This is a genomic window from Mucilaginibacter sp. JRF, assembly GCF_015223065.1.
In the GTDB taxonomy this organism is placed as follows: domain Bacteria; phylum Bacteroidota; class Bacteroidia; order Sphingobacteriales; family Sphingobacteriaceae; genus Mucilaginibacter.
This window is the reverse complement of record NZ_JADFBY010000014.1, coordinates 31,751-53,192: the sequence shown is the minus strand read 5'-3', so window position 1 is coordinate 53,192 and position 21,442 is coordinate 31,751. Positions and strand designations below refer to the sequence as shown.

The following is a 21,442-nucleotide window of genomic DNA, read 5'->3' as shown; positions in this document are numbered from 1 at the left end:
ATAAACATACATAAGAAAAGCTCCTTATAAACACTAATCACCAATCTCCGGTTACTGACCACTAACTACTAACCACTAATCATTAACTACTAATCACTGATTACTAAACTATCATTCCCTCCCTCGGGAGGGCAGGGAGGGGTTAACAAACTGGTTGTGTAATCCACCACATTAAGCGCTAATTTTCACTTCCCTTACTCCTATGCCCAATAATTTCAGGGATAGAAATAGTTAAACGACTCTTAACAAGATTGATCTTTCGGAAAGGGGCATCACTAATAATAGTATGTGGAGCAGAAGGGAATCTTTGTTTATTGTATATATCTGCAAACTAAATGCAGAACTAAAAACAATAAGCAGCAATGGGAATATTAAATTCATTTCCTAATTGCTCAATTCTATGAATGAATATGAAATTACTTGATCCTGTACAACTCCCAGTCAGGTGTTTCATATACCTTTTGTACCAACATACCCGAGTCATTACTGCGCATAAAGTTGAAGTAGGTATTATTAAGCTGTGTGTAGCCTTTGCTTCGATTGGATGGGCTTGCCACTAATATATAGCTTACATAACCGCGTGGGGCTTCAATGGCCGTTAAAAACTTATCCTGGTAAGGCATTACCAGTTTCTGAATATTATCTACAAAGGCCGCAATAGGGTAGGCCACGGCATCATCAGTCATCACCAGCGCATTATCGGGCAGGGCATTTATGTAATTGGCAATATCCTTACTTTCGTCGTAATCGTGGTTATCGATAGGCTTGCGCAGCATCGCCATAAATTTCTGCTCGTCGCTAATGGACGAACGGTTAAGGAAGTAATAACCGGTGAATATCTGTATGGCCATACCTACGCCCATAAGTATCCTTAATGTTTTCTTATTCCTGAATGATTCGAGCCTGAAAATGATGCACAGCAGCGCCAGTATTATAAATATGATATAGAACTCATGCGCTATGTATATATTGTCGTATTTCAGCCTTAAAAACTCTATAAAGGCAAATGGGGTAAGCAGTGTTAATGCCTGGTAGGTATTTTGCCTGTACATGTACAAAGCCAGCAATATCAGCGGGGCATACATGATCATCTTTAACGATAACAGCACAGCCGAATCGGGCATTTTATAAGTATTTATATTGGTAACCTCGTCAAAGTTTATTTTATCAACCAGCACGTTCCAGGTAGCGTAAGGGCTCTCAATAAAATAATTAAGATCGTTAGCGTGGGTTAAGTTCAGCAGCTTATAACAAACGATTGATGCTATAGGCAATATAAATATGATGATGTACAGTGCGAATGTTTTGCTGATCAGTTTACGCCTTAACGATGGATTGTTAAAGCTGATGAATAAGCGAAATATCGATTCCTTTTCGCTCAGGTTAAGGCTTTTCAGAGTGATTGATAATACCAGCGGGATGAAGAACAGGGTAAGCCATATAAATCGGTAATCGCAAAAAGTAAGCGTTACCAAACACATACTGGCAATAGATACGTGGTAGGTAGTGTTTGACCGGTAGAACTTCAAAATATTCAAGAAGAACAAATAGAAGAACGTTAACACCAGGTAGATACTCTTGCCCGCCGTAGCTGTATACAGTATGCCCGGGTGAAACAGGAATAATACCAATAGCAAGGCCAGGTAAAAATTATCCTTAACATCCTTTAAAAGCGTGGCAGTTATTATGTAGAAGAATATGGCTGTACCTATGGCCGATGCTATCACCGGTGCCAGCAAATAATTTAAAGATGTAAATAAAAAGGTGGCGTAAAAAGGAATAATAGGCGATGTTAAACCCATTACTTTAAGACGATTACCTAAACCCTCAAATACAATCTTCGATTTTTCGATGTAGAAAAGCGCCTCAGCATTATAGTAGCCCAGTTTATTGAAATATATACCCAGCACCAGGTAGTATATACCCAACAATACTGTTATCAATAAAAGGAAGGTTGATCTCTTTCTCATTTCACAACGTTAACCGGGCTGCTCATTTTACTTAAACCATGGTTGGTTTTTTCCCAATAAAAAGGGTTTACAATTAACTGGTACAAACCTTTGTATGCGGCAATGGAGTGCAGCATCCAGTATATAGGGTTGGCCACGGCAAAAAGTATAAGCTCGTAAAACCTGCGTTTAAATACGGCCATCATGTTCACGTAGATCATCAGGATGTTACCCACCATCAGGTTAAAGATGGACATGAACAGCACCCAATCCGGGAAAAGGGTACGGATGGTTGACAGGTCGAACAATATATAATTCAAAAATATGATGAGCAGCAGCGGGTATACCAAAAAGGTAATAGGCGTTGCACCGATGAAGAAGCTGAACCCTAAAAAGCCTTTCAAACCGATTTTGCGGTATAAAGCGATAGGATCGCGCATGTGTACCAGGTAGGTTTGCATATAGCCCTTTATCCAGCGCGAACGTTGGCGTATCCAATTAATGGGTTCGTTATTGGCTTCCTCGTAGGTGGTGGAATTCACTACCGCTATTTTGTAGCCTTTCGCATAAGCGCGTACGCCAAGGTCGGCATCTTCGGTTACGTTGAATGGGTCCCATGCGCCAAGCTCAATCAGGTTCTCCATTTTAAAGTGGTTGCTTGTACCACCTAATGGGATGGGGATATCAAGCGTATCAAGCCCCGGCAGCATGTAATCAAACCAGTACGAATACTCGAGGGTGAACATGCGTGTCAAAAAGTTCTCATTACGGTTAAAGTAATTGAGCGAGCATTGCACGCATATAAAGTGATCGGGCAGTTTGTTAAACAGGGCCACTACTTTTTTCAACTGATCGGTATCCGGAATATCCTCGGCATCATAAATAGTGAGGAATTTACCACGTGAAAAATGCAGACCATAATTACAGGCCTTCGGTTTGGTTTTAGGCATGTGGAAAGGCACCACAATAACCTCGAACGTAGCCGGAAAGTCGAGGTTACGTACCGCGTTCAGCGTTTGGTCGTCATCATCCTCAATAAGTAGTTTAATGTCCAGCTTTTCGCGTGGATAGTCAATACTTTGCAGGTTCCATATCAGCTTTTTTATCAGCCTATCCTCTTTGTAAACCGGTAGGTGTATGGTAAACACCGGCAGTTCGTCGGTAACTACATCCCGTACTTCCTGGTTGGTTACGGCCTGGTGCAGTTCAAACCTCGAACCCACAAGGGCCAGAAACAGTTTGAACGAAATAGCCATTAAAAAGAAGAAACTCAGTATTACATTAATGGTGATGGATGTGTTCTTGAAGTTGAGCACAAGCCCGATACAGATAATACCCACCAGCGAGAACAGGAATATCAGCTGTTTTGATGTAAAGGTAACCCTTGCAGAGTTGGCCGGGTCGCGGTGCATCAACTCAAACACGGCCGATTTTACATACTTTTCGCCAAGCAGGGTGTGGCTCATCCAGGTAATATCCAGATCGGATGCTATGATGATCTCGGGCTCCATGTCATACGTAAAACGTACAAAATCGATAAATAACTGATCGGATGGATCGGCCATCAGGGTGATCAGTTTACCGTCTTGCACACGCAATGGCAGTGCCACATGGTCATTAGCCAGTTTAAGTTCTATTTTGTTGAGTATCTCCCTGTCGTGCTCCTCATCACGCACTTTATTTAGCGGATAGCCGGCATTAATAAGCGAGCGCTCGTAGTTTTTGCGCGATATGTAGCCAAAGTTGAGGGCCACTTTTATGAAGGCCTGCCCCAATTGTGCCGAAAGCTTTTCAATGCTCTCGCGGTCGGCATGGGTAATAAAGCCGTCGGTAATTAATAGCTCAGCAACAGAGGTTATCATGTAGTATATGCAAAGTTTGCCCTATTGCAGCAGGGCTGCAACAGGGCGGTATGTGGAAAATGTTATTCGTTGAACAGATCCTGAGAGCTTTGTATTCTTGAGCGTACGTACAGGAACGATACCAGTATCAGTATCAAAATACCTAACAATATATACAGGTTGTAATTCTCCCAAAACTGGGCAAGGCCGCTCTTGGTATCAACATACTCCAGGTTATCGCTCGATTTATTGATGTTGAACAGGTATTTATTGGTGTTAACATCAGCTATACATACGTTGCTCGATAGGGTTGACAATTGCTCGGTTATTGAGCGCGATACTGCCAAAAATGCTTCGGCCGGGTGCTTGCCAGTGGCTGTTAATACCAGCGTAGCATTATTATTACGGCCATAGAATATCTGTGCCAAACCGTTTGATACACTGTCAGATAGTGAGTAAACCACCTTGTTATTATCTGTATTATATAAACGGAACTTTTGGTTGAACTTTATCGGCGCATCCGGAAACTCGTTCATCAACGGGTCTTCTTTTGATAGCAGGGCCACGATGTTGTAGTTCTTTAGATCAGCAGCCGGCATATCGCCTGAGTAAACAATCTCAGGGAAGTTGTTGGCGTTGATGTTGTTGTTCAGCTCATAGATGATCTCGCCCAGGGCAGCGGCAGCATGCTTGGCATAATCGCGGCTAACTACTAAACGGGTCGATCCGCTGTTGAACGCTTCAGGATATTGGTAGAAGCTCAGATCATTAGTAATAAACGGATTTTTTGATGCCAGGTATGATTTATCAACATCTATCTCGCAGAAGAAGTTGGTAAAGCTGTTTTGGCAGTTACCGCTGCTTGGATAAAACCTGAACTCGGCCTCCAATGTATTGTATTTATGGTGCTGATAACGGTTAATGGTTACCGAGGTATTCAACTTGCCCGATGCATCCAGCTTTTCGCTACTGATGAGCAAACCATTAAGGTAGATGTTGAAAAAGCCACGGTCGCCGGGGTTAAGGCTGCTATAAATACCCGAAAAATGTATCTCAACCTCTTTCGGCGTAAAGCTAAAATCGCTGTTTTTAAAGTTGTAAACAGTTTTTAGCGAACCAATACCCGACATAAATGTGCTTAAACCACCCACTTGTTTAAGCGATAGTTTTGAGCGGCTCTCGTCAATATTTTGGAAAAAGCTGTTTTGCGCGTTGTTTATTAGCAGGTAATCGCCATAAGTTGAGTTAAGCACGTTCATGTTGCCTAAAGCGGTAATCGCTTTCTCTAAACCACGGTCGTCACCACCCGAAACAAATAGTATCTCGTTAGGTACAACAGTTGTTGATACCGTTTTAACCGGAACCAGTTTGCCGCGTACATCAACCATAGTGGTCAGCGTATCGGTAAGGCTGGTTATTGATTTATGCAGATAAAACATACCCTGGCCACCTTGCGGGGTAACCTTAACCAGGCGGCGTTGTGCTTCGGGCAGGGCGTTGTAATCGCCTACCATTATATAGTTCTTTACGCTATCAGGCAGTTTACCGGCCTCGTAAACGTGTATCTCTTTGCTTTGAGTTTTTTTCAACCTGGCGTATGCCCATGCCACGGCTTTCAGATCATGCAGTGATGGGTTTGAAGGATATACAATAGCGCGTTTTGATTCAAAGCAGTTACTGATGTTTACGTTATTAAAAAAGTTTTTATTGCTTTTTACCAATGACAGGTACGAGTAGCCTTTAACCTTTATCCACATGGCCGGGTTATCCAGGTCGCGGCATTTATCGCCACTAATGGTAAGCACGGTTTTTACCTGTAACTTCAGGTACTTCTCGGGTGAAATATCATTTTTTGACAGGTTGATAACCACCTTTTGCAGTGAATCTTTATTTAGGCGCGAACTGATAACCGGCTGATCATTGATCAGGATGTTTATAAACGAGCTCTCCTTGATCAGGGCTTGCGATGGTTCAAAAAACAGCACCAGTTTGCTGCCGTTCATTTCAACCAGCGGGCTTATCCTCAAAAAATATGATGTAGCGCCGTTCATACCGTAAATGGCATTATCAGCATACCCCATTGATTTGAACGACACAACGCTTTGCGCTTTTGTGGCGGTTGACAGTACAAGAAAAAAGGCTAAGAAGGTAAATACTCTCTTCATTGGGTTGTATTGTATATTAATTAGTTAATAGCGTAAAATTCTACTCTGAAATAGTTGCCGTTATCATCGCTGCGGTAATAAATTTCACCGCCCATCTCCTGCGTCATCAGTTTGGCAATGGAAAGTCCCAGGCCAAGCCTGCTCTCCTGCACCGCGCCCACATCATTCAATGTTTTTAGCTTGTTGAACATCATATCCAACTCCTGCTGACCAATGGCAATGCCCTCGTCAATAATCTCCAACACAAATTTTTGGCGTTGCAGGCTGGTAACTATTTTAATGTTGTTATTGGTTTGCGAAAACTTAATAGCGTTTGATAGCAGGTTTTGAAACACCTGGCCGGTAAACACACGGTCGAGCCTAACGTTAAGCGGTAATTTCAGTATGTTATCTATCAGGTGTATATTTTTCATGTGGGCTGTTTCAAGCAAACCTTTAAATACGTACTGTATCTCCTGGTTGGCATCAAATATCTCCATGTTGAATTTTATCTCGGGCGATGATATCTCCTTAACATCCATTAGTTTGTTAAGCATGTACTGCATCTTCTCGGCCGATTCGGCAATGTAGCCTACAAACTCCTTTTGGTCATTGCTCAGACGGTAATCTTCCTCGCGCACCATGTTGTTACTCATCACAATGGAGCCGATAAGGTTTTTAAGGTCATGCCCGGCTATGTTGATAAAGCTGTTCTTTTGCTCGTCAAGCTTGCGCAGTTGCTCGTACTGCATATCAATAATGTTGTTCTTTTCATTGATATCCTGATACTGGCTCTTAAGCTGGTCGTTTGATTTTTTGATCAGTATTTGCGCCTGTACCTCGCGCGCAAGCACCTTGTAACGGGCATGAGGGATAATGGTTGATATGATCACGATAACGAAGAAGAACTGCCCGCCGTTATTCACCAGAAGATCAATAGTATACTCGCTGAAAGTATTGAAAAATATGGCCAAAAATAAAAAGGCGGCCAATGCCTGAATAATAGAGTTCAATGCCTCCCAAAATACCTGTAAATTAAAAAACAGGATGATAGCGGCGTATAGCAAAAAGTAAATATTCACCGCCTCAATGCTAACCAGGTTGCACAGCAATGCCGTAGTTACCGATAGTATGAACATAACCACATGCAACAGTATGCGGTAGTTATGCTTGCGTGTTTGAAAATAGTTGTACAGCATGTACACCACAAATACCGATGTAAGGCGCACAATTAAAAAACTAACCCATACATCGTTTGCGTATATAAAATCAACTATACTAAAAAGCGGGTAAAGAAATATAATGGCCCAAATAATAATATTGGTTTGATACCAGGCCTTTTTTATTACCTCTTTTGAGAATTCCTCTTTAGTGATCTTTAAAAACATTGTGCAGTAGTTGAATAATTAGGGCAAAGGTTTAGTATAAATTTTTTTAATTGTGATTTACAGGCCTTAAAGCCGGGAACTTACAGTTCCACAATCACAAAAAGTAATCCAATTGTAAGGTTATTGGCAGGGTGTTAGCGCGTTGTACGGCGATGGCTCTTGTTGCAATAATGCAGTTCATTTAACATAAAAGTGTTTACCAACTTGTGCTAAAAGTGTGTAACTGCTTAGCTTATAGTTACAAATGTGCTGTTTGATAATAGCTTGAGATATAAAAAACTAAATAAGCCGGTTTACGTTTAAATAACAGAGCCGGAAATATATTATTCATTGCGTTCAATATTTATTTGTTAACAGCATAATACCAGGTAACTTTATCGGGGTATCGAGGAGTGGCTTGTGTAATAAGTGGGGTATTTTTTCCATAATTTGCGGAAAATTTTACCTGAATGTTAACTGAACGGTGATTTATAAGCTAAAGTTAATTAAGGCTTTTTACTTAAAATGATCTTGGTCACTCGCCTCAAAAAGCTGTTATTACTAACTTAATTTAACTAACTTTGAGCCCTAATAAATAATTATGAGATATTTTGAAGAAAAAAGGAAGGAAGTAATGACGCATATCGAAAAATACATGCTCGATAAGATGCATGATTTTTTGAAGCCGATTGATACTATCTGGCAACCTGCGGACTTTTTGCCTGATTCTTCAAGAGATACTTTTTTTAGCGAGATTAAGGAATTGCAGGAAAGCGCCGAAGGCCTTTCGTACGATTTGATTGCCGTGCTTATTGGCGATACCATTACCGAGGAGGCACTTCCTACTTACGAGTCGTGGTTGACCATGGTTGAGGGCGTATCAAAAGACGAGGAAGGCGGCTGGATGAAGTGGACCCGCTACTGGACCGCCGAGGAGAACCGCCACGGTGATCTGCTTAACAAATACTTATACCTTTCAGGTCGTGTAAACATGCGCATGATGGAGGTATCAACCCAGTACCTTATTGCCGATGGCTTTGACATTGGCACCGGTGCCGACCCATACCGCAATTTTATTTACACCTCTTTCCAGGAGTTAGCTACCAACGTATCGCACCGCCGTGTGGCATCGCAAGCTAAAAAACATGGTGATACCTTGCTGTCAAAAATGTGCGGCGTTATCGCTTCGGATGAGGCACGCCATGCTAAAGCCTACAAATACTTTATCGAGAAGATATTTGAGGTAGACTCGAGCGAGGCTATGCTGGCCTTTGAGGATATGATGCGTAAAAAGATAGTTATGCCTGCGCACTTTTTACGTGAGGTAGGGCTTAAAATAGGCCAAACATTTGGTCACTTTACTGATGCCGCTCAACGTCTGGGTATTTATACCGCTGTTGATTATGTCGACATTTTGAAAGAGCTGATCGAGGACTGGCACATTGAAAGTGTTACCGACCTTAATGCCGAAGCTGAAAAAGCACGCGACTATATCATGAAACTGCCTGATCGTTTATTGCGCGTAGCCGAGCGTATGAAAAACCCTATGCTCGAGTATAAATTCAGCTGGATAAACGGTTAATTATATCTGCGGTGCGGTAGCGCCCAGGTGTTTAACAAACAGATCGTCCAAAACAGATTCAAGCGTAAGCACATTTACATCATCAACGTAATGTTCTGATTTTGCTACTTCCAGCGTAGTGCTGCCGGTAGTCGTAAGCCTGAACAAAAAGCCATCATACAGGTCGGGCTTTTGTATGGTGATGGTTTGCCCGTTGAGCAATAGGTCAAAATCAATATTCTCTTTTTTGTGTTCGCGGAATTGCCTGTTCAGGTTATCCTTTAAATATTCGTACAGCTCATCAACCAATATTGGTTTTGTGGTGTTAATAATTTTCATAACCTGCCTTTAAGGGTTAATTTTGATATTATTGATACAACCTTGTACTTGTTTATAATGTTTTACTTAAATCATCTGCTTTTATGAACTACAAATTATTAGGCCGTTCGGGCTTAAAGGTGTCTGAGCTTTGTTTGGGCACAATGGGTTTTGGTACCGAGGCCGGTTGGGGCGCCGATAAGGAAACCAGCTTTGCCATTATGGATACCTTTGCCAATGCCGGCGGCAACTTTATTGATACGGCCAATGTATACAAGCTGGGCACCAGCGAAAAAACTATAGGCGAATATGTGAGCAACCACGATCGTGATTACTTTGTACTGGCCACCAAATATACCTTGCTTGATAATAAAACCAACCCCAATGCATCGGGCAATAACCGCAAAAACATGATGCGCAGTGTTGAGGAAAGTTTGAAGCGCCTGCAAACCGATTTTATTGATGTGCTTTACCTGCACATTTGGGATAACATTACCCCGATAGACGAGGTGCTGCGTGGCCTGGATGACCTGATACGCCAGGGCAAGGTAAACTACGCCGCCATAAGCGATACCCCCGCATGGGTAGTAGCCAAAGGCAATACCCTTGCCGAACTGATGGGCTGGAGCCAGCTGATCGCCTTACAGGTAGAGTACAGCCTGCTGCAACGCACACCTGAGCGTGAATTGATACCCATGGCCAAACACTTCGGCATGACGGTTACACCCTGGGCGCCATTAGCCGGAGGCGCGTTAACAGGTAAATACCTGCGCGGCGAACAGGGACGTATAAAACCCGAAAGCAAACGCCTTGATGATAATAGTGTGATCATCACCAAAAAGGTTATTGAAATAGCCGACGAGTTAGGCGTATCGCCCGGTAATGTGGCTTTGGCGTGGACAAGGCAACAAGGCTTTTCGTCCATTCCTATTGTAGGCGCTACCAAGGTTAGCCAGTTAGAGGAAAACCTGAAGGTAACAGATGTGGTATTGACCGATGCGCATTTAAAGGCGCTTGATGGAGTGAGCGCGATACCATTAGGCTTCCCCGGCGATTTTTTTAATGAGGATGCCGTAAAAACAAACTCGTTCGGTGGGTTTTATGACAGGGTTGAGAAAAGATAGTTAACCGTTTTACCGTCAGTTTTACAGTTAAATAGTGTATCTGTAACACTGTTAAATTAGGTAACGTGTAGTTAATAAAATATCTATAAACTATATTTTTCAAAAATAAGCTGCTGAAATTCATCGTGTTAAACTGATTTTAATATGTTCGTATATTATTTCGCATTTAGGTGCGTTATAATGCTATGTAAGTTCAATTCTTACATATGTGATAAGGTTTAGGTTGAGAGTCCCCAGGCAGCGAGTGCAAGGGGGCTCTTATTTTTTTAGTATACTTGAAACCTATATTTTATCCCTTTGCATGACAGATCTGAAAGCCCAACTCCATACCCTTTGCCTCAACTACGTACAGCTAAAAATTGCCGAAGCCGGGCATGCCATTGCCGAAGCGCAGCAATCTGCCAATAATGAAACCAAAAGTAGCGCGGGCGATAAATACGAAACAGGCCGTGCCATGATGCAGCAGGAAACCGACCGCAATATGAGCCAGCTTAACGAGGCTAATAAATTAAAAGTAGTACTTAACCATTTAAGCACCGCACCTAATACAACAGGCTTTGCCGACCCGGGTAGTGTGGTGATAACCAATAACGGAATTTTTTATATATCCATAAGCGCGGGTATGCTTAATGCGGATGGGGTGCAATACATAGCCGTTTCAATAGCATCGCCAATTGGGGCTATGTTGAAGGGGAAAAAAGCGGGTGATAGTTTCGCGCTTAACGGCAAGCAATATCAAATTGAAAAAATTTATTGAGCAGGTGCATACTTAGGCAGATATACCGATACCTCGGTACCTGCCCCCGGTTCACTCTGTAACTTAAGGCGACCGTTGTTAACCTCGGTAAATTGCTTAATGAGTAACAGGCCGATACCCGCCCCTTGCTCGTGGTTAGTACCATAGCCGCTGATGCTTTTACCAACTACCTTAAATAGCTTACCCATTTTTTCGAGGCTGATGCCCACGCCGGTATCTCTGATGTGAATTACCTGGTTATCCTCATCCTCGCTATAAGTTATGGTTACCGAGCCGCCCGATGGGGTAAACTTAATGGCATTACCCACCAAATTTTGTATGATGATCTTGAGGTGATCGGCATCGGCAAAAACAGGTTTGGGGCCATCATACTTATGTAACAACTGCACGTTTTTATTACCGGCAAGGTAGCCCGATACATTGATGATCTCGTTAGCTATCTCAGTAGCGTCAAGCTCACGTGGTTGGGTAATGTTACCTTCCAGCTGACTGTTAGCCCACAGTAACAGGTTATTCACCATAGCCGATATCTGGCCTACCTGTTTATAAAAGTTATCCAGTATCTTGTCCCGTTCTTCAACGGTCAGTTCATCATCACGTATCAGGTCAATAGTTTGCATCATTGATGCGAATGGCCCCCTCAAATCATGACTGATCACCGAGAATAGCTGGTTCTTGGTATGATTTATGGCGTCGAGCTTTTCGTTCTGTCGGCTTATTTCCTCCTTTTGCCGGGCTATTGATTTATTGCGGCGTTCAAGCTTATTGTTCAGCGTAGTTTTTTGAACATTGCTGCGACTAATAATAAACGCGAATATGCTGATGCAAACAGCCATAACACCAATGGCCACCATCAGCAAATGGTTAAAGCGTGTTTTTTGGTGATGTATCTCGCTCTGTTTTTCCAGCTTTATATTCTCATCCCGCTGCTGGCGCAGATGCAGGTAGTTCAGCTTTTTCTCTTTGTTATCATTCAGCAGGCTATCATTATAAGTGCCCATTAAGGTGTTGTACTTATAGGCCTGTTCATAATCGCCTAAACTGGCGTAGGCTTTTGCCAGTATTTTTAAGGCGCGTACTTCATCCCAAAGGCTTAGCACCTCATGGGCCAGTTGTTGGCTTTTGGTAGCGTTTTGTCGTGCCGCGCTATAATTACCCAATTCATATTGTGCCTGTGCCAGTCCCGAATACGCAAAAGCGTTTTCCCATTTATCTTGATAAGTGCCTGTTAATACCTTATTATGATAGCTGATAGCGGTTTTGTAAGCCTTGCTATGATAATAGGTTTCGCCCATGCGATTATAGGTCATGGCAACCATTTGCTCATCGGCAGTAGCTATGGCCAGTGTTTTGGCCTGATTAAGATAATTAAATGCCTTAACCGTATCGCGCAGCTCATCATAACTCAACCCGATATCAAACAGCATGCGGGTCATCTTAAATTTATTATCGAGCTGTTTATATATTTTCAGGGCCTTTGAAAATTCGGTAATCGCATCCTTATATTCATCCTGACCTAAAAAGATCAATCCCCTTAACTGGTAGGCATCGCCAATTCCCCTTTTGTATTGTATGCGCGAGCTTACATTCATTAGGTTGGTAGCCGCCTCTAACGATAAAAAGTACGAGCCCTGCACATAATAAGCGCTCCCAATGCTCGACCACGCGTTGGCTTCGCCCATGGCATAGTTAGTATTGCGGGCAATTTTCAGAGCTTGTTTGCCCAGCAGCAGGGCGGTATCGGTATTATCAGTACGTTTAGCCAGCGATAGTTGCGTGAGCAAACTAATGTTGGCCGTATCCTGATAAAAATTTGAGTGTGTTTTGGCCTTGTTGTATAACTGTTGCAGGCTGTCGGTGTTTTGGGCGTAGCAGGCAGTGCATAACAGCAGTGATATTAAAAAATATGTAAGGTAGTTTCTTAGGGTCATGTAATACGCCTGCCAACATCGACCCCCAAATGTTGTAATAATGGCCGATAATATCAAATAAACGCTGTTTTTTAACAAAAAAGGCCGTTTCCATACGGAAACGGCCCTTACCCTAAAAAAGAATATGTACTTTTTTTACTTCCTGAACACCACCTTGGCGGTTATGGTATGGTAGCGCGTAGTATCGGTGTCCGGTTCGTAACGGGTAGCGAATTTTATGGTTTGTGTTTTACCTTGCAGCACGGCTTGTTGTGCCTGCGCCTGCTCGGCAGAATCGAAATTTTTATAGTAATTAAAGTTGCGTTCAAATTTTACGTTAACTACGGTTGTACCTGCAATGGTGGTATCGGTAACTGTTTTTACAAACTGGTTAAGGTTGTTGGTGCGCCAGTTATGTACTGTAGTGCCCCATTGGGTTTCGGTAGTATAATCAAGTCCGTTGAAAATGCTGCCGGTATAATCTTCATTAAAAACTATACTCCACGAGTTTTCAAAACGGTCTTTATCCATTAGTAAATGTACACGCTCGTTAAGTGCCAGGTTAAGTGTGCTGCCATCAACGCTGGTGGTAACAACTTGTGTTGGCGTTTCAAAAATAACCGGCGTAACGGTTATCATATTCAATAGTTTCAGATCTTCCTGAGTGGTTGGTCTGGTGATATTTCCGGTGGCTGGTTTGGTAGCGGCTGAATCAGGCAATACATCATTAAGCTTTCCACAGCTTGATAGGGCGGTAATGATCAAAGCACTAAGTAATATTCTTTTCATACTGTGAGTAATTCAATAATGAGTCCAATGACCCAAAAGTGTGAAATAGGCGTTTTGTGCGAAAAGTGTAATAAACCTGTTGCATTATAGCGCAGATATAAAATATCAGGTCGATTTTCGTGAGAAAATAAAAACTTAGGGAATAGTGATAACTGAAAAGAAAAGTATTTTGAGGTTGACGAAATGTTTAACTCCCGCAGGTTTTAAGAAATGTGAAACTTTAAAACGTGTATTACGTATGGTTGTAACTGCCTGAAAAATAGTGTGTAATGTTTTCTTCGCTGATTTCCCAAATTGTAGATTTAATTGCCCGTTGCCATAAAATTGATTTAGCAATAAATAACTATATTTAACCATCCAACTATACAATCTTTATATGACAAGGACAATTCATGCTGTGAAAGGGACACTATTAGCGGCGTTTTTATCAATTACTGGGACAGTTTGTGAGGCCAAGGTAACACTACCCGGATGCTTTACCGATAAAATGGTATTGCAGCAAAAAACCAATGTAAACCTGTGGGGCATGGCCTCGGCAGATAAAAATGTAGTGATCACTACATCGTGGAACAAAAAGAGCTACACCATTAAGGCTGATGCCGCAGGCAACTGGAAAACCAAGGTAGCCACACCAACCTATGGCGGCCCGTACACCATTACTTTTAATGATGGCGAGCAGACCGAATTAAAGGATGTGCTGATTGGTGAGGTGTGGGTATGCTCAGGGCAATCAAACATGGAGATGACGCCTACAGCTATGTATGGCGATATCGTAAATTTTCCGCAGGAAAAAGCAGCAGCGAATTTTCCGCAGATCAGGATGCTGAAAATTGAGAATGCTACCAATATTAAACAGCAAACCGAATTTACCACCCGTGGCGACTGGCAGATATGTACTCCCGAAACATTCCCTAAGTTTTCGGCAGTGGCTTACTTTTTTGCCCGTAACCTGTACGAGAGCAAACACATCCCGATAGGGATAATCAATACCACCTGGGGCGGCACCATTGCCGAGGCCTGGACAAGCGGGGATGCACTTAAGCAGATGCCAGCCTTTGCGCCAAAGGTTGAGGCTATGGAAAGCAGCCCGACAGAAAAGGAACTTCTGGCCCGTTACGAGAACGAGTTACACCAATGGATAGGTTTGATCGACAAGAAAGATCCATCATACGCCAACGGTAAACTGCCATGGATAGAGAGCGGTTACAGTGATGCCGCATGGAAAACTATTAAGGTACCCGGTTTTTGGGAAAAGAACGGTATGCCCGATTTTGATGGCATAGTAGGTTTCCGTAAGGTGATCAATGTGCCTGCCGCCTGGGCGGGTAAGGATCTGGTTATAAACCTGGGCGCATTGGACGATATGGACGTAACCTGGTTCAATGGCGTTGAGGTTGGCCATAACGAGATATACTTTGCCAATCGTGAATATACCATACCGGGCAAACTGGTAAAAGCAGGCGAGAACGTTATTGCCGTGCGTGTTTTTGATACCGGCGGTAATGGCGGTTTTGATGAAAAGCCGGTAAACATAGCCCCGGTTGGCAAACCCGGCGAGGCCATCAACCTGGCAGGTGACTGGAAGTATAACATCATCAACAAAATGACGGATATGCCACCCATGCCTTACCGCCCGGATGGCCCTAACCGCCCAACGGTATTATACAATGCTATGGTAAACCCTATTATTAACTATACCATTAAAGGCGCTATTTGGTATCAGGGCGAAAGCAATGCCGACAGGGCTTATCAATATCGCACGCTATTCCCGCTGATGATCAATAACTGGCGAAACAAATGGGGGCAGGGTAATTTCCCGTTCTATTTTGTGCAACTGGCGGCTTACATGCCAAAGGATAAAGCTCCGGTTGAATCGGCCTGGGCAGAGTTGCGCGAAGCGCAGTTGCTAACCTTGAAACAGCCCAACACCGGTATGGCCGTAACTATTGATATTGGCGATGGCGGCAACATTCACCCTGCCAATAAGCAGGATGTTGGCCGCAGGCTGGCCTTAATAGCCCGCGCTAAAACTTATGGCGAAAAGGTAAATTACTCAGGCCCGGTATACACCTCGGCCAAAGCCAATGGTAACGCTATGGAGTTAACCTTTAGCAACGCAGCCGGACTAAAAGCTAAAGGCGATAAGCCTACAGGCTTTGCCATTGCCGGTGCCGATAAAAAATTCTATTGGGCCGATGCCAAAATTGAGGGCAATAAAGTGATTGTAAGCAGCGCCGAAGTAACCGCGCCGGTAGCGGTGCGCTATGGTTGGGGCAATAACCCCGATTGTAATTTATACAATGCTGATGATCTGCCTGCCTCACCATTCCGTACGGATGACTGGCAGGGTATAACCTTTGGTAAGGAATAAAAATGATAAAGTACAGCAGGTATATATTACCTGCTGTACCTCATTACCCTAACCAATTGGCGGTGCCTTTTGGCGGCATAATAATCGTTAGTTACCAGTATGGCGTGTATAACGCCGGGTATCCAAAAAAATAAGGTAAGTAGTATACTAAGTATAAAAGCGCCTAAACGGCCGGTGGTAAACACGGCAAGCGGCGGAAATATGATGCAAAGAAAGTAACGCATGGTGTTTAATTATTTATAGTTATATGACGGCCGTGCCGGCACATTGTTACACCATATTAATTGAATTGCAGCAAAAACGCCGACCCTGTACCCTCAACCGATTGCACCTTAATGCTACCCTTATGCAGCAGCATAATTTGCTTGCAAAGGCTTAGCCCTATACCGCTGCCTGTTTTACGGGTGCTGAAGAATGGAATGAATATCTTATCCAGCAATTCGGGTGGCATGCCGATGCCATTGTCGGCTATTTTAAGTATTATCTTGTTGTTGGCGGTAGTTTCGGCAGATAGGGTGATTACCGGCTCCTTTTGATCTTTTACCGCCTCGATGGCGTTTACCAGCAGGTTGATCAATACCTGCTCTATCAGGTTAATATCAACCTCAATAGCTACCGATGGATCGCGCAGAATAACATCTAGCTCGATATTCTTTTTCTCTAAGGATGGCAGCATCAGGTTGTTCAGGTTCTCGAACAGATCGCACACCAATACTTTCTCCAAATCGAGCTTGGTTATCTTATTCAGGTTACGATAGCTCTCGGTAAACTTAAGTAAACCCTCACTGCGTTTTTTAATGGTATCGATACCCAACTCCAGGTCCTCCAATTGACTGCTCATCGGGCTTTCGGCAATTTCCGGGCTTTTAAGGCGGTTTTTCAACGTGTCAGCCAATGATGATATTGGCGCTACCGAGTTCATGATCTCGTGCGTCATTACGCTCAACAGCTTTTGCCACGCCTTTGATTCTGTTTCATCAAGCGCCTCGCTCACGTTTTGGAAAGCGATCAGCTTATACATCTTACCTTCGCTACGCAGCAAACTGGCCGTAACCAAAATTTTAACCAGTTGCTGGTTGCGGCTAATGGTGGCAATGTTGCTATCGCCGGGTTTTAGTTTGATGATATCGCGGTAAAGCGCTTCCTCCCGTTTCTCTAAGGAGTGTATTGATTTTAAGTAGGGGATACCCAGCAGCTTTTTAAAAGCCTCGTTTATCCAGCCGGTTTCGCCGGTTTCCTCATCGTAGGATAGGATGCCCGTATCAACCAGTTCCAATATTTTTTGCAGATAGTAATATTGCGTTTCGCGTTCGCGGCTGATGAGCTTAAAGGTAGTGTTGATATCATTAAATCCCTTACGCAAAGGCTTCAACTCCTCCGGCGCGCGGCGCACATCAAAATGCCTCGAAAAATCGCGGTAATGTATCGATTCAACAAACTGGCTAACCTCCTGCTGTGCCTTTTGCTGAAAGCGTATCAGGCTCAGCACACAGTAAATTACCGCCGGTACGCTGATGATGAGGTAATGATAACTGCCCTTTACCAATACAAAGGCTGTTGCCGTAACGGTAATAAACAGGTATATCACCCGCAATACCAGCCGCCATTCGTACCGGTTAAATATCATACTTGCTCAGTCTGCGGTACAGGGCTGTACGGGTTAAACCTAACTCCTTGGCGGCGCGGGTTATGTTGCCGCTATGCTTTTCTATCACACGCAGTATGGCATTCTTCTCCATCGCGCTCAGCGGAATGTTATCATCGCCCTCGATGTTTTGCTGAATAGGTGTTTCCAATGATGAGAACAATAGGTCATCAGCATGCAGTACATCGGTATCGGCCATAATAACCGCCCGTTCAATAGAATACTGCAACTCGCGCACATTGCCCGGAAAGTTGTACGATTTTAGCTTTTGCAAAGCCGCCGCCTCAAAATCCATAGTAGGTTTAAGGTACTTGGAGGCATACATTTTGGCAAAGTGACGGGCCAGCACCACAATATCATTATTACGTTTGCGCAGCGGCGGCATGGTTATCTCTACCGTGTTAATGCGGTATATCAAATCCTTACGGAAACGGTTTTCGTTAGCCAGCTCCTGCAAGGGCATGTTGGTAGCGCATATCAGTCTGATGTCGATATCAATAGGCTTGTTGGTACCCAGCCTTGTTACCTGCCGGTTTTGCAGTACGGTTAACAGCTTGGCCTGTTGTTGCAGGGTAATGTTGCCTATCTCATCCAAAAACAAGGTGCCGCCATGCGCATCCTCAAACCTGCCGGGGCGATCCTCGCGGGCATCGGTATAGGCACCTTTTTTATGGCCGAACAATTCACTCTCGAACAATGAGTCAGTAAGCGCGCCCACATCTACCTTAACAAAAGGTTTGTTAGCCCGTAACGATCGCTCGTGAATAGCCTTCGCCATCAAATCCTTACCCGTTCCGTTCTCGCCTAAAATCAATATGTTGGCATCAGTAGGGGCTATCTTATTTACCTTGTGGAATATATCCTGCATCATTTCCGAATCGCCCAAAATATCGGTCGATCCGGCTTTGCTTTTTACAGGCTTGCCGGTTTTATCACCCTCTTTCTTCTCCAGCAGATCGGTTATGGTGCTAATCAGTTTTTCGTTATGCCAGGGTTTAACAATAAAATCGTTAGCGCCCTCTTTTAATGATCGCACAGCCAGGTCAATATCGCCATAAGCGGTTATCATAATAACGCATACATTAGGCTTCCACTCCTTAACCTTGCGCAGCCAGTAAATACCCTCGTTACCGGTGTTAATGGCGCTGTTAAAGTTCATGTCTAACAAAACAAGGTCAACCTGGTTGCGCTGTAGCAGCCAGTTCAGGTTTTCGGGGTTTTTCTCGGTAATTATCTCCTGCACCTCGGTCTTTAGCAGTAGCTTTACCGCGGTCAAAACATCCGGGTCGTCGTCAACGATAAGGATGGTCGCCTTTTTTAATATCATCTGTGCCAATGCTGAATAAGATGTTAAGGTAAATAAAATATCAATCGCTTAAAACGCCTTTAACCAAAAAGCATTGTTTTCGTACTGTTTTTAAGCTAAATTATCAGCTTAAAGCGGGCAACAAATCAACCATAAATTCAACTTATTGATAAACAGAATATTGCTGTTTTAGGCCTCAATGTACACTGTATCAATACCGTACACTTGCTGTAACATTAGCGTACGCACATTTATAGGTATTTGTATTTAAGTTGCTGTTTTTCAGTAAATTAATTTGTGGCATGTGTTTTTGTTAGGTAGTGTAAATTCATTTATATCGCAGTGGACAGAAAAATCGAGAAAAAGAAGTGGAATGCTAAACGTATAACTACCATAGCCGGTGTAGCAGGTATAGTGCTGCTGGTTACCGGTAGCATCTATTTTACATCGGGCAAAAGCAAGCTTAATGTTGATACCGAGCGTATCACCATCAGCGAGATAAAGAAAGGCCCGTTCCAGGAGTTTATACCGGTTAACGGCGTGGTAATGCCTAAAACCACCATATACCTCGACGCGGTTGAGGGCGGCCGTGTTGAAAAACTGTTTGTTGAGGACGGTACCACCATGAAAGCCGGGCAGCCGATATTGAAACTAACCAATACCGATCTGGAGCTGAGTTTGGCCAATGAGGAAACATCCGTATTTAACGTATTGACCCAAATGCAGATATCGCGCGATAACGCGCAGCAAAACACCATTGGCAAATTAAACCAAATGGCCGAGGTGGATAATGCCTTGAAAGAAGCCGAGCGTATCTATAAACTAAATAAACATTTATACGATCAAAAGGCTATCGGTTTACAAGAGTTCAAAAAATCAGAGAATGAGTATCAGTACGCGGTTAACCGTAAAAAACTGACCACCAAAATTCTGAATCAGGATAGCAGCTCAACCAAGCAACAGCTCACACAAATGGGCGAATCATACGATCACATGAAAAGCACCCTGGCGCTGATGCGTAAAAAGGTAGGCGACCTGATAGTGCGTGCCCCGGTTGATGGGCAGTTAACCTCAATGGATGCCGAAATTGGCCAGACCAAGAATAAGGGGCAACGTTTAGGGCAAATCGACGTCTTATCAGGGTTTAAGGTTAGGGTTGATGTGGATGAGCACTATATATCGCGCGTGTACAATGGCCTGATGGGCGAGTTCACCCTGGATAAAACATATAAGCTGCGTATTAAAAAAGTATTTACGCAGGTTACTAATGGCCGTTTTCAGGTTGATATGGAGTTTTTGGGAGCCATACCCAAAGAGATGCGCCGCGGGCAAACCTTACAGATACGCCTGGCGCTGAGCGATGAAACACAGGCCCTGCTTGTACCTAAAGGCGGCTTTTACCAGCAAACCGGCGGTAACTGGATATTTAAGCTGAGTGAGGATGGCAAAACAGCCTACCGTGCCGATGTACAGCTTGGTCGCCAAAACCCTGATTATTACGAGGTGCTGCAAGGCCTTAAGCCGGGCGATAAGGTGGTAACATCAAGCTACGATACTTACGGCGATATGCAGGAGCTGGTGCTGAAGAACTAACAAAGAATTTAATTAACTGAACAATCACAATTAATATATAACCACCGGGTGGTTAAGGAGGAAAAAATGATAAAGATAACTGATCTCGAAAAGTTTTATCGCACTGAGGAAGTTGAAACCGTTGCGCTTAACAGGCTATCGCTCGAAGTAAAAAAAGGCGAGTTTGTGGCCATCATGGGTCCATCGGGCTGCGGCAAATCAACCTTGCTGAATATTATAGGCATGTTGGATGACCCGGATGGTGGCAGCTACGTGTTTAACGGTACCGAGATAGCCCATTACAGCGAGCGTAAGCGTGCCGATCTGCGTAAGCATAACATTGGTTTCGTGTTCCAGAGCTTTAATCTTATTGATGAGCTTACCGTTTTCGAGAACGTGGAATTGCCTTTAATTTATACCGGCGTAGCCGCCGCCGACCGTGTAAAACGTGTGGAGGAAGTGCTGGATAAAATGCAGATCATGCACCGCCGTAACCACTACCCGCAACAGTTATCGGGCGGTCAGCAACAGCGTGTGGCCATTGCCCGTGCCGTTGTAAATAAACCTAAACTCATACTGGCGGATGAGCCTACCGGTAACCTCGACTCGAGCAACGGTAACGAGGTAATGGAACTGTTAACCGATTTGAACGAACAAGGTACCACCATAGTAATGGTAACCCACTCTGAGCATGATGCCCGCTACAGCCACCGTATTATTCGCTTGCTGGATGGCCATACCGTTGTAGAGAATATCATGATATAAAACATACCAACATCACTCAAACA

At 43.6% G+C, this 21,442-nt stretch carries 16 protein-coding genes; 6 read left to right on the top strand and 10 right to left on the bottom strand.

Going from position 1 to position 21,442, the window contains the following annotated elements; translation table 11 throughout:
• Positions 1 to 416: 416 nt before the first annotated feature.
• From IM792_RS20795 to IM792_RS20780, 4 genes are all read right to left on the bottom strand, one after another.
• Positions 417 to 1,970, bottom strand: a complete 1,554-nt coding sequence (locus tag IM792_RS20795; RefSeq protein WP_194103849.1) for a hypothetical protein — start codon at positions 1,968 to 1,970, stop codon at positions 417 to 419.
• Complete coding sequence (locus tag IM792_RS20790; protein WP_194103848.1) at positions 1,967 to 3,811, bottom strand: glycosyltransferase family 2 protein; 1,845 nt, start codon at positions 3,809 to 3,811, stop codon at positions 1,967 to 1,969. Before IM792_RS20790 ends, IM792_RS20795 begins: the two co-directional genes overlap by 4 nt.
• Positions 3,812 to 3,873: 62 nt before the next feature.
• Positions 3,874 to 5,955: a cellulose biosynthesis cyclic di-GMP-binding regulatory protein BcsB gene (locus IM792_RS20785; protein WP_194103847.1), complete on the bottom strand. Its 2,082-nt coding sequence runs from the start codon at positions 5,953 to 5,955 to the stop codon at positions 3,874 to 3,876.
• 20 nt (positions 5,956 to 5,975) lie between these two features.
• Positions 5,976 to 7,322, bottom strand: coding sequence for a HAMP domain-containing sensor histidine kinase (locus IM792_RS20780; protein WP_194103846.1), 1,347 nt, complete (start codon positions 7,320 to 7,322; stop codon positions 5,976 to 5,978).
• Between the two features lie 580 nt (positions 7,323 to 7,902).
• On the opposite strand from IM792_RS20780, the gene IM792_RS20775 reads away from it, so the two are divergent.
• On the top strand, positions 7,903 to 8,883 hold the full coding sequence (locus IM792_RS20775; RefSeq protein WP_194103845.1) for an acyl-ACP desaturase: 981 nt from the start codon (positions 7,903 to 7,905) through the stop codon (positions 8,881 to 8,883).
• On the opposite strand, the gene IM792_RS20770 is transcribed toward IM792_RS20775, so the two are convergent.
• Positions 8,884 to 9,201 (bottom strand): hypothetical protein, encoded by a 318-nt coding sequence (locus IM792_RS20770; protein ID WP_194103844.1) that lies wholly within the window; start codon positions 9,199 to 9,201, stop codon positions 8,884 to 8,886.
• An 83-nt stretch (positions 9,202 to 9,284) separates the two neighbouring features.
• Here IM792_RS20770 and IM792_RS20765 point away from each other — a divergent pair, with 83 nt between their 5' ends.
• Positions 9,285 to 10,304: an aldo/keto reductase gene (locus tag IM792_RS20765; RefSeq protein ID WP_194103843.1), complete on the top strand. Its 1,020-nt coding sequence runs from the start codon at positions 9,285 to 9,287 to the stop codon at positions 10,302 to 10,304.
• Between the two features lie 301 nt (positions 10,305 to 10,605).
• A complete protein-coding gene (locus tag IM792_RS20760; RefSeq protein ID WP_194103842.1) occupies positions 10,606 to 11,061 on the top strand; it encodes a 3-oxoacyl-ACP synthase in 456 nt (151 codons plus the stop codon).
• On the opposite strand, the gene IM792_RS20755 is transcribed toward IM792_RS20760, so the two are convergent.
• Positions 11,055 to 12,992: a tetratricopeptide repeat-containing sensor histidine kinase gene (locus IM792_RS20755; protein ID WP_194103841.1), complete on the bottom strand. Its 1,938-nt coding sequence runs from the start codon at positions 12,990 to 12,992 to the stop codon at positions 11,055 to 11,057. The genes IM792_RS20760 and IM792_RS20755 overlap by 7 nt on opposite strands.
• Positions 12,993 to 13,127: 135 nt before the next feature.
• Positions 13,128 to 13,760 (bottom strand): hypothetical protein, encoded by a 633-nt coding sequence (locus tag IM792_RS20750; RefSeq protein WP_194103840.1) that lies wholly within the window; start codon positions 13,758 to 13,760, stop codon positions 13,128 to 13,130.
• 376 nt (positions 13,761 to 14,136) lie between these two features.
• On the opposite strand from IM792_RS20750, the gene IM792_RS20745 reads away from it, so the two are divergent.
• Positions 14,137 to 16,131 carry a sialate O-acetylesterase gene (locus IM792_RS20745; protein WP_228085298.1) on the top strand — a complete coding sequence of 665 codons (1,995 nt, stop codon included), beginning with the start codon at positions 14,137 to 14,139 and terminating at the stop codon, positions 16,129 to 16,131.
• A 26-nt stretch (positions 16,132 to 16,157) separates the two neighbouring features.
• On the opposite strand, the gene IM792_RS20740 is transcribed toward IM792_RS20745, so the two are convergent.
• The 3 genes from IM792_RS20740 to IM792_RS20730 are packed head-to-tail and all read right to left on the bottom strand — an operon-like array spanning position 16,158 to position 19,103.
• Positions 16,158 to 16,355: a YqaE/Pmp3 family membrane protein gene (locus tag IM792_RS20740; RefSeq protein ID WP_194103839.1), complete on the bottom strand. Its 198-nt coding sequence runs from the start codon at positions 16,353 to 16,355 to the stop codon at positions 16,158 to 16,160.
• Positions 16,356 to 16,411: 56 nt separating this feature from the next.
• Complete coding sequence (locus IM792_RS20735; RefSeq protein WP_194103838.1) at positions 16,412 to 17,758, bottom strand: HAMP domain-containing sensor histidine kinase; 1,347 nt, start codon at positions 17,756 to 17,758, stop codon at positions 16,412 to 16,414.
• Complete coding sequence (locus tag IM792_RS20730) at positions 17,748 to 19,103, bottom strand: sigma-54 dependent transcriptional regulator (protein WP_194103837.1); 1,356 nt, start codon at positions 19,101 to 19,103, stop codon at positions 17,748 to 17,750. The genes IM792_RS20735 and IM792_RS20730 overlap by 11 nt, the downstream gene beginning before the upstream one ends.
• Positions 19,104 to 19,424: 321 nt before the next feature.
• Between IM792_RS20730 and IM792_RS20725 the strand changes: the two genes are divergently transcribed.
• Both IM792_RS20725 and IM792_RS20720 read left to right on the top strand, forming a co-directional pair.
• Entirely contained in the window at positions 19,425 to 20,675 is a 1,251-nt protein-coding gene (locus IM792_RS20725; protein ID WP_194103836.1) for an efflux RND transporter periplasmic adaptor subunit, read from the top strand.
• 66 nt (positions 20,676 to 20,741) lie between these two features.
• Entirely contained in the window at positions 20,742 to 21,419 is a 678-nt protein-coding gene (locus IM792_RS20720; protein ID WP_194103835.1) for an ABC transporter ATP-binding protein, read from the top strand.
• Positions 21,420 to 21,442 lie beyond the last annotated feature (23 nt).

What these genes read in the sequence shown, in the direction of transcription:
- IM792_RS20770 (WP_194103844.1), bottom strand. Translation starts at nt 9,201, where the DNA reads ATGAAAATTATTAACACCACAAAACCAATATTGGTTGATGAGCTGTAC.
- IM792_RS20790 (WP_194103848.1), bottom strand. Translation starts at nt 3,811, where the DNA reads ATGATAACCTCTGTTGCTGAGCTATTAATTACCGACGGCTTTATTACC.
- IM792_RS20740 (WP_194103839.1), bottom strand. Translation starts at nt 16,355, where the DNA reads ATGCGTTACTTTCTTTGCATCATATTTCCGCCGCTTGCCGTGTTTACC.
- IM792_RS20795 (WP_194103849.1), bottom strand. Translation starts at nt 1,970, where the DNA reads ATGAGAAAGAGATCAACCTTCCTTTTATTGATAACAGTATTGTTGGGT.
- IM792_RS20755 (WP_194103841.1), bottom strand. Translation starts at nt 12,992, where the DNA reads ATGACCCTAAGAAACTACCTTACATATTTTTTAATATCACTGCTGTTA.
- IM792_RS20765 (WP_194103843.1), top strand. Translation starts at nt 9,285, where the DNA reads ATGAACTACAAATTATTAGGCCGTTCGGGCTTAAAGGTGTCTGAGCTT.
- IM792_RS20785 (WP_194103847.1), bottom strand. Translation starts at nt 5,955, where the DNA reads ATGAAGAGAGTATTTACCTTCTTAGCCTTTTTTCTTGTACTGTCAACC.
- IM792_RS20775 (WP_194103845.1), top strand. Translation starts at nt 7,903, where the DNA reads ATGAGATATTTTGAAGAAAAAAGGAAGGAAGTAATGACGCATATCGAA.
- IM792_RS20720 (WP_194103835.1), top strand. Translation starts at nt 20,742, where the DNA reads ATGATAAAGATAACTGATCTCGAAAAGTTTTATCGCACTGAGGAAGTT.
- IM792_RS20780 (WP_194103846.1), bottom strand. Translation starts at nt 7,322, where the DNA reads ATGTTTTTAAAGATCACTAAAGAGGAATTCTCAAAAGAGGTAATAAAA.
- IM792_RS20750 (WP_194103840.1), bottom strand. Translation starts at nt 13,760, where the DNA reads ATGAAAAGAATATTACTTAGTGCTTTGATCATTACCGCCCTATCAAGC.
- IM792_RS20735 (WP_194103838.1), bottom strand. Translation starts at nt 17,758, where the DNA reads ATGATATTTAACCGGTACGAATGGCGGCTGGTATTGCGGGTGATATAC.
- IM792_RS20760 (WP_194103842.1), top strand. Translation starts at nt 10,606, where the DNA reads ATGACAGATCTGAAAGCCCAACTCCATACCCTTTGCCTCAACTACGTA.
- IM792_RS20745 (WP_228085298.1), top strand. Translation starts at nt 14,137, where the DNA reads ATGACAAGGACAATTCATGCTGTGAAAGGGACACTATTAGCGGCGTTT.
- IM792_RS20730 (WP_194103837.1), bottom strand. Translation starts at nt 19,103, where the DNA reads ATGATATTAAAAAAGGCGACCATCCTTATCGTTGACGACGACCCGGAT.